The following is a 5,698-nucleotide window of genomic DNA, read 5'->3' as shown; positions in this document are numbered from 1 at the left end:
CCTCGACGCCGACACGGATGCCGCCCGATTTGTCGACCGCTCACTGCGCGTTCTGTCTGCCGGCCTGACCGATCTGGGACGTCTGCTTCCCCCGGTGTACGCGGCGATCCTCACCGACGACCTGCTGATCCTGTACATGGCACCCGCGGAGGAGGAGCCTCCACCGCTCCCATGGACCGTGGGCGAGGCGCCCGGGTCATGGCGGATCGAGCGGATGCCCGGTCTGCCCGGTGACCAGCCGGCCCAGATGATCGCCCAGATGACGGCCGGCGTGCCGGCTCCGTTCCCGGCCCTCGTCACCTTCGGCCGGGACGACGCCGGGTCACGCATTCTCGTCGACCTGGAAGGCGCTCCGGGCATCATCAGCCTGATCGGCGACCTGGACATCGCGGCGGAGGTCGCGATCGCCGTGGCGATCGAGCTGGGAACCAACGTGTGGTCGGATGATCTGCGGGTCTGTCTGGTGGGTTTTCCGGCCGACACCGGAGCCGACCTGACGACGATCGCACCCGCACGGGTCTGGACAGCAGACGACCTGAGCGCCGTCCTCGACGAACTCGCCGGACCGGAGGACGACGTCGGTCGCACCGGCACCGATCCGGCACCGGCAGACCCGCCGACCGTCACCGCGGGCGGCCGCGATCGGGTCACCGGCAATCCACGGGCGCTGGCACCCAATCTGCTCATTCTCGCGGCCCCTCCCGCAGCCGCCGACATCGCCCGGTTGACCAGGATGGCGAACGGGCAGGACGACGCCGTGGGAGTCCTCGCCGTCGGCGACACCCCGGCCGCCCGCTGGCGCTTCACGGTCGGGTCGGACCGCCGCGTGTCCCTCGGCGTTCTCGGCGTTCAGGTACGGGCGCAGACTCTGAGCATGACCGAGTACACCTCGATCACCGTGCTGTTCCAGCGGGCCGATGCGGCGGGATCTCCCGACCGGGCCTCGGGCAGCCCGCCGGACGACGGCCTGCCGGACGAGGGCCTGCCGGACGACGGCACCCCACCACCCCCCGCATCACAGCCGCCCGCCGGACCGATCTCCGCCGGACCCACCGCGACCGGGCCGGCAACCACCCGGCCTGACGAGCCGACAAGGCCACCCTCACAACGCGGCTCCGTGCCCGGGGCGGTGCCCTGGACGCCGAAACTCTCAGCCTTCACCCGGCCTGCGTCCCCCCAGCCGCTGTCGGCCGTCCCCACGCCGGCAGGCCCACTCCCCAGCCCCGGCTCTGCGCCACCGGAGCCACGCGGAGCGAGACCGCAGGACACGCAGGGTCGCGCCGCGGTCCTGTCCGGCACCGGATTCCCACCCACTATCTCCTCTTCCTCTGACGACGATCCGACGCGACCGCCCTCGAACGGCCGCCGGCTCCCCACCGAACCCCCGCCGCCCACACCCACGCCCAGGCCTTCCGGCCCTCCGCGAAGGACCGCATCGGCCGGTCCCGTCCTGCCAACCACCGCGGACACCGGCGACGCCCCCGAGGCCACCGGTCTGCTGGCCCATCCGGGACGACCGCTCATCCACCCGACGGATATCCCACGGGTACCATCCGCGATCTACTTCGAGACGCCCCGGATGCGAGCGAACCGGCAGGGCCGCGTCCCGGCCGAATCGATCCAGCCCGGGACGGAGGCACCACCTGGACCCCCTGCCCCCCGCCGCCAACCACCGAGTACCGGACCGCGATCCCGCCCCGGCCGCCGGTCCCGCCTCCGAACGAACGGCTGGCGGGACCGGCGGACGCGCACCATGCACCGCCGCAGGCTGCTCGGGCGCGCTACGCCGACGGAGGTACCACCGTCCCGGATGTCGGCGTTTCACGGCCCCCGGTGGCGACGTCCGGGGCGGCGCCACAGCGTGTGCCGCTCGAGACCACGCCGCCCGCCGATCCCACCGCGCCCGCCGAGGCGCAGGTCCGGATTCTCGGGCTGCCCACCGTCGAGGGTCCCGGGCGGCGACCCGCCGAGCGCATCGACCTGTTGACCGAGGTCATCGTCTACCTCGCGCTGCACCGGGAAGGCGCAGACAGTCGGCTTCTCGCCGAGGAGATCTGGCCATCCGACACCACAGAGGAGATCGCCGACGCCGCGCTGGCCGAAGCGCGCCAGTGGCTGGGGACCGATGCCAACGGCTCGCCTCGAATCATGATCGGCCCGGATGGCCGATGGTGGCTGAGTCCGGATGTGCGCTGCGACTGGGAACTCTTCGTGGCCTACACCCACCGGGCCGGTCTGCCGGGCAGCGACGCCGAGGCGGATCTGACGACGGCCCTGCGGATGGTCAGCGGCCCCCTGTGGACGGATCTGCCTGCCGGGCGGTACCGCTGGGCGACCACCGGGCCAATCGCCCGAAGCACCTGGGCGGGCGTGGTCGACGTGGCGCATCGCCTCGCCCAACTGACGTTGGACTTCGGTGACACGATGACGGCGATGGCGGCCTGCCGCACCGGGCTACGGGCTGTGCCGACCTCCGAAGTGCTCTGGCGGGACCTGCTGCGCACGGTCGCCGCGCGGGGTGATTGCCGAACTCTGCAGGCTGTGGCAACGGAGATGTACCGAACTATCGGTGTCAGCGGGGTGCGCCGCGGCGGGCGGGCCGAGGCCAAGACGGACGCACTGGTGCAGACCCTGCTGCCCGGATTCCGTCGCGGCCGGCGGTAGTGCCCGTCTCCGCTCCCGGGGCAGCCGGCAGAGGACCCGGCCTGATGGCTGGTCGCTGGTGACGCTAGCCAACCTCGGGGATCTTGGGCACCCCGGAGATCTCCGAGGCACCGGGGTCCGCGGTGAACTCGGCAGCCGCGGCAGGAGAAGAATCGGGACCGCGCAACGCCGACGCGCAAACTATGATCGCGACGAGCAGGACAAGCACGACGACCATGGCGAGTTGCAGGCCCGCCAGCTCGGCGAGCCCACCGATGAGAGCCGGCCCGCACAACCATCCGGCATACCCGACCGTGCCGACCACGGCGATGGAGCTGCCCGTCGACGACCTGAGCCGCCCCGTCGCGGAGAACACCGCGGGCAGCACGCAGGCGGTGCCGACGCCGAGCGTTCCGAATCCGACGATTCCCCCGACCGTGCCGAACGCCGAGGAACCGAGCGCAAGCATGACCGCGAATCCCACCATCGCGGTCACGGCGAGGCCGCGGACCGTTCGGGTCGGGCCGAACCGTGCCATGGCGCGGTCCCCGAACAGGCGCACGACGAACATGCAGGAGGTGAAGGCCACAAAGCCGATACCCGCGATTCCGGCAGCCGCTCCGGCTACCTCGGTGAGGTAGACGGCGCTCCAGTCCGCCGCCACACCTTCACAGAGGAAACTACCGAAGGCAATGACGCACAGTGCGACGAACTGCCGGGCACGGCTGCCGGTGCCCGCGGGACCCGGGGGCACCGCTCTGTCGCGGTCTCCGCCCCAGCCGTCTCGCCCGTCCCCTGGCGCGACTTCCGGTGCAGCGCCGTCGGGCAGCATCCAGGCCGTGGCGGGTAGGGCGGCAGCGAGACCCAACCCGCCGAGCACCGCGAACTGCACGCCGATCGGGACACTCAGAGCGGCCGCCGCCGAACCGATCCCGGCCCCGGACAGGGCACCCGCCGTCCACGCCGCATGGGCGGAGGTCATGATCGGCCGCTGGTAGCAGCGCTCAATCCCCACGGCCTGGGTGTTCAGGGAGATGTCGAGGCAACTGCTGGTCGCCCCCCACAGGGCGAGCAGAGCGAACAGAGACCAGGGTCCCTCGATGAGCGGGACCAGAAGACCGGTGGCGCAGTAGGCGGGCAGACCTGCTCGCACCATGGTGATGCTGCCGTACCGGGTGACCGCCAGACCGATCAGCCACAATGTCAGAACCGCCCCGATCGGGGCGCCGAGCAGGGTCAGACTGAGCTGCCCGTCGCCGAGTTCGAGCCCCTCCTTGATTTGCGGTATACGCGGCGCCCAGCTCGCAAGCAGCAGAGCCAGCAGGAACAGCGAGCTCATCGTCGCCGCCCGGGCACGGAACAGTGCTTGGGCGGCGAAGGGCTGGCTCCGAGTCGCGCGGCGCACGCCGCCCGGATCCATCAGGATGATCTCCAGCCGTCGATCTTCACGATGCGCACGCCGGGAGGAGAATTACCCTGCGTCCCGGATCGTTACGCCTCATTACTCCACGCGACGATACTCGATAAGATCGGGCAGCGCTCTGGCGACAGCCAATCATGTTTTGACAAATCTAATTACGATATACAAAATCTAATTACTTTGCATAAAATCAAATTATGATCGACGGCACCTGATGACGTCCCGATGTCACTATGAGGACTGCTCGACCATGAGGACCTCTCGGCAGCGGGCGCTAACGTGCCCGCCCGATCGGGCACGATGGCGTTCCCGTGGCCGTCGCGTCGGGTACTGGCGGGGTGCGTCTGGTCATGCTCTCGGACACACACCTCCCGGTGCGGGCGCGCGAGCTGCCCGCCGAGGTCTGGTCCGCCGTCGACGCGGCGGACGGTCAGCGGTTGACCGTCCGCCGCGCGCCCCACCGGCAACTCCTCCTGCCGGCGCCGCAGCTGCCGATTCGACGATGACCCCACAGCTGTCCACACAAGAAGCACAGGATGAACTACAGACAGCTATATCCCCCTCGGAGGATCGGTGCCATCCGTCGGGTGCTGTAAGCTGGTACCGCCGGCCACCACGGCGGTACATCGCGCTCGTAGCTCAACGGACAGAGCATCTGACTACGGATCAGAAGGTTGGGGGTTCGAGTCCCTCCGAGCGCACGTCAGGTTGAGACAGGTCAGAGCCCCGTAGCCACTACTCCGGCGCGGGGCTCTGAGCTTTGCGTAGGCGATCTCCCAGCCCGGGCGGAGAGGGTCAATCGCCCTCGCGACGGATCCGGAGAAGGCCGCGGTGCAGCCACTGTCACGGCCCCAGCGAGATCGGCGAGGTCGTGATGCGTGACCAGGTCCTCGACGGCCGCGATCACGGCGCGTGCCGACTGGTCGTCAAGCCGGAAGACCACGATCCCGCTGTGCGATCCCGGCAGGTAGGCACGGATGTTCCCGAAGCCGCGGTCGAGGGTGAACACGATCCGGTTCTCGGCAACCGCAGCAGCGAGCACCTCCGGATCGGAGCGGCCCGACAGGTTCTCCGCAAGCACGGTATCGGCGTCGATCCCGTGCTTGGCGAGTCGCTCGGCAAGGGAGACCGGGAGACCCTCGTCCAGCTTGACCTTCACGGCGCGGTACGAAGCGGCACGAGATCCTCCCGCACCAGACGCGCCCCGTAGGCAGCGGCCGCACGGATCCCCGACACGGTCAGCGACGGGTACTCCGCGATGATCTCACCGTCGGACATACCGCCGGCAAGGCAGTCGAGCACGACACTCACCGGCACCCGGGTCCCCCGGATACACGCCTGCCCATGACCGACTGTCGGGTCGGCCACGACGAGCGCCAGAAGATCTTCCGCCATGCCTCCCAGTATGCTCCCGGATCTCAGCGTCGAGCGCCCATCACGTGGTCCAAGCCGTGGCACGAGTGACAGCCAAGTTGACAGCCAAGCCGCTGGACGCGGGTGGACGTCGACGGACACCGGTGGACGGAACGCTCATGGTCAGCAGACAGGGCGGACGTTGACAGACGTCGACGGAAGATCCAAATCTAACTACGGATCAGAAGGTTGGGGGTTCGAGTCCCTCCGAGCGCACGCCAG

At 69.7% G+C, this 5,698-nt stretch carries 5 protein-coding genes, 1 tRNA gene and 1 pseudogene; 4 read left to right on the top strand and 3 right to left on the bottom strand.

Annotated elements, in window-relative coordinates:
- Positions 1-1,987 (top strand): annotated as a pseudogene (locus tag AC08OT_RS18735) (hypothetical protein); the annotation flags it as partial.
- Complete coding sequence (locus AC08OT_RS18730) at positions 1,984-2,664, top strand: bacterial transcriptional activator domain-containing protein (RefSeq protein WP_476603113.1); 681 nt, start codon at positions 1,984-1,986, stop codon at positions 2,662-2,664. The pseudogene AC08OT_RS18735 and the gene AC08OT_RS18730, both read left to right, overlap by 4 nt.
- Positions 2,665-2,728: 64 nt before the next feature.
- Here the strand turns inward: AC08OT_RS18730 and AC08OT_RS18725 are convergent, their stop codons facing one another.
- Positions 2,729-4,048 (bottom strand): MFS transporter, encoded by a 1,320-nt coding sequence (locus AC08OT_RS18725; protein ID WP_476603112.1) that lies wholly within the window; start codon positions 4,046-4,048, stop codon positions 2,729-2,731.
- Between the two features lie 326 nt (positions 4,049-4,374).
- On the opposite strand from AC08OT_RS18725, the gene AC08OT_RS18720 reads away from it, so the two are divergent.
- Both AC08OT_RS18720 and AC08OT_RS18715 read left to right on the top strand, forming a co-directional pair.
- Complete coding sequence (locus AC08OT_RS18720; protein ID WP_462188987.1) at positions 4,375-4,569, top strand: hypothetical protein; 195 nt, start codon at positions 4,375-4,377, stop codon at positions 4,567-4,569.
- A gap of 122 nt (positions 4,570-4,691) precedes the next feature.
- Positions 4,692-4,764 (top strand) — tRNA-Arg (locus tag AC08OT_RS18715).
- A 17-nt stretch (positions 4,765-4,781) separates the two neighbouring features.
- Here the strand turns inward: AC08OT_RS18715 and AC08OT_RS18710 are convergent.
- Positions 4,782-5,222: a DUF5615 family PIN-like protein gene (locus AC08OT_RS18710; protein ID WP_476594618.1), complete on the bottom strand. Its 441-nt coding sequence runs from the start codon at positions 5,220-5,222 to the stop codon at positions 4,782-4,784.
- A complete protein-coding gene (locus AC08OT_RS18705; protein WP_476594619.1) occupies positions 5,219-5,458 on the bottom strand; it encodes a DUF433 domain-containing protein in 240 nt (79 codons plus the stop codon). Before AC08OT_RS18705 ends, AC08OT_RS18710 begins: the two co-directional genes overlap by 4 nt.
- Between the last annotated feature and the right edge of the window lie 240 nt (positions 5,459-5,698).

This window comes from Frankia sp. CgJB1 (assembly GCF_977947065.1).
Note: the sequence above shows the minus strand (reverse complement) of the source record. Positions and strands in the feature narration are given on the sequence as shown.

Bases quoted from the DNA above. Each gene is read 5' to 3' on its own strand.
- AC08OT_RS18705 (WP_476594619.1), bottom strand. From the start codon at position 5,458: ATGGCGGAAGATCTTCTGGCGCTCGTCGTGGCCGACCCGACAGTCGGT.